The organism is Pseudoxanthobacter sp. (assembly GCF_036822375.1).
Taxonomy (GTDB): Bacteria; Pseudomonadota; Alphaproteobacteria; order Rhizobiales; family Segnochrobactraceae; genus Pseudoxanthobacter.
The window spans coordinates 1-2,141 of record NZ_DAISHT010000354.1 but is presented as its reverse complement, the minus strand read 5'-3'; the positions used below and the strand labels follow the sequence as shown (position 1 = coordinate 2,141).

General features: G+C 71.8%; 2 protein-coding genes. Both read right to left on the bottom strand.

What is annotated here, in order from left to right; all coding sequences use genetic code 11:
• On the bottom strand, window positions 1–641 hold a 641-nt coding region (locus tag V7067_RS17550), incomplete at its 3' end, for a prephenate dehydrogenase/arogenate dehydrogenase family protein (RefSeq protein WP_334177173.1).
• 85 nt (window positions 642–726) lie between these two features.
• Window positions 727–1,842, bottom strand: coding sequence for a histidinol-phosphate transaminase (gene hisC, locus V7067_RS17545; RefSeq protein ID WP_334177172.1), 1,116 nt, complete (start codon window positions 1,840–1,842; stop codon window positions 727–729).
• Between the last annotated feature and the right edge of the window lie 299 nt (window positions 1,843–2,141).

Here is a 2,141-nt window from a genome sequence, read left to right as displayed (position 1 = left end):
TCGGCGGCGGTGCGCACGATGTTGTAGGCGATGAGGTGCGGCAGGTGGCTGGTGATGGCCAGCACCAGATCGTGGTGCTCGGCCGTCATCACTTCCACGTTCGCGCCCATGGCCTCCCAGAAGGCCTGGACCTGTGCCACGGCCTGCGGATCGCTGCCGGCGGGCGGGGTCAGGATCGACCAGCGGCCCTCGAAGAGTTCGGCGAAGCCGGCGTCGGGGCCGGAGAACTCGGTGCCGGCAACCGGGTGAGCGGGCACGAAATGCACGCCCGGCGGCAGGTGCGGCCCCATGCGCTCGATGACCGCGCCCTTGACCGAGCCGACATCGGAGACGATGGCGCCGGGCCGGAGCACGGGCGCGATGGCCGCGGCGATGCTGCCGCAGGCGCCCACCGGCACGCAGGAGACGACGAGATCCGCTCCCCGCGCCGCTGCCGCGGCATCGAGGTGAAACTCGGTGCCGATGCCGAGATCCTCGGCACGGGCGACGACGGCGGGGTCGCTGTCGGCCAGCGCCACTTCGGCGGCGAGGCCGCGGGCCAGCGCGGCGCGCGCCAGCGAGGAGCCGATGAGGCCGATGCCGACGATGGCGATGCGGCGGAACAGGGCCGGCGTGGCAGCCGGATCAGAAGCGGAAACCACGGGTCAGTGTCCTTGGAGCAGGCCTTTCGCGCGGGGGCCGGCGGGCCGGCCCGCGCCGCGCAGGAAAGGCACGGAAAAGGGGCCGTCAGGTGCGGCCGAGGAAGCGCGCCAGCGTGGCGATGGTCAGTTCCATCGCCTCGGGTGCGCCGATGGTGATGCGCAGCGCATTGGGCAGGTGATAGCTCTCCATGCGCCGGGCCAGAATGCCGGCGGCCTGCAGCGCCCGGTCGGCATCCGGCGCGCGGTGGCCGTCCTCGTCGGGAAAGTGCACCAGCACGAAGTTGCCGGCACCCGGCGTCACCGTCAGGCCAAGGCCTTCCAGCGCCCGGGCCGTGCGCGGCAGCCACACCGCGTTGTGGGCCACGGACGCCGCCTCGTGGGTGCTGTCTTCCATCGCCGCCACGCCGGCGGCGATGGCCGGGGTGGAGAGGTTGAACGGCCCGCGGATGCGGTTGACGGTGTCCACCACCGGCGCCGGGCCGTAAAGCCAGCCGATGCGCAGGCCGGCGAGGCCGTGAATCTTGGAGAACGTGCGCGTCATCACCACGTTATCCATGGTGGTGGCGAGATCCAGCCCGCAGTCGTAGTCGCCGGCCTGCACATATTCCGCATAGGCGGCGTCGATGACGAGCAGCACGTTGCGCGGCAGCGCCTGCGCCAGCCGCTTCATCTCGCTGGCCGGACTGTAGGTGCCGGTCGGATTGTTGGGATTGGCGATGAAGACGAGCCGGGTGCGCTCCGTCACCGCGGCCAGCACGGCGTCGACATCGGTCGTCAGGTTATTTTCCGGGGCGAACACCGGCGTGCCGCCGGCGGCCAGCGTCTGGATCGCATAGATGTTGAAGCCGTGCACCGTCTGCACCATCTCGTCGCCGGGCGCGAGATAGCCGTTGCACAGCAGCGCGATCAGTTCGTCGGAGCCGGACGAGCAGACGATCCGCTCTTCATCCAGCCCGTAGCGGCGCGCGATGGCGGCGCGCAGCGCCGGGGCGCCGGGGGCGGGGTAGAACTCGATGCCGCCGGCAATGGCCTGCTGCGCGGCGGCAACCGCCGCCGGCGGGGCGCCCAGCGGATTTTCGTTGGACGAGAGCTTCCAGACCCGTCCGCCGGACCCCGTGGAGGACTTGCCGGGCACATAGGGCGCGATCGCGCGGATGCCCGGCTTGGGGCTCGGACCTTCGGGACGGGTGATGCTGGTCATGACGACATGAGACTCGAAATGGAAAACAGGCCGTGTGGCGGGGCCCGGCCGGCCTTTCGCGGGCTGCCCGGGCTCGCGGCCGGGAGAGGCCGGCCGGCCGGCGGCGCGAACTTTCCGCCCGCCGCCGGGGCAAAGCAATAGGCAAGGCGGGCTGCGAAAGCAAAGAAAACATTGACAGCGGCCGGCCCCGCTCCTACCCGATCAGGTCCGGTCCCGGCCCGATCCGTGCGCACAGGCCCCGGCCGGCCCGGTGCCGGCTGAGGCCGGCGGCGGAAAGCCGCCCGGTGCCGGCGCTCCCC

Excerpts from the sequence above, each read along its gene's own strand:
- hisC (WP_334177172.1), bottom strand. The coding sequence starts at position 1,842 with ATGACCAGCATCACCCGTCCCGAAGGTCCGAGCCCCAAGCCGGGCATC.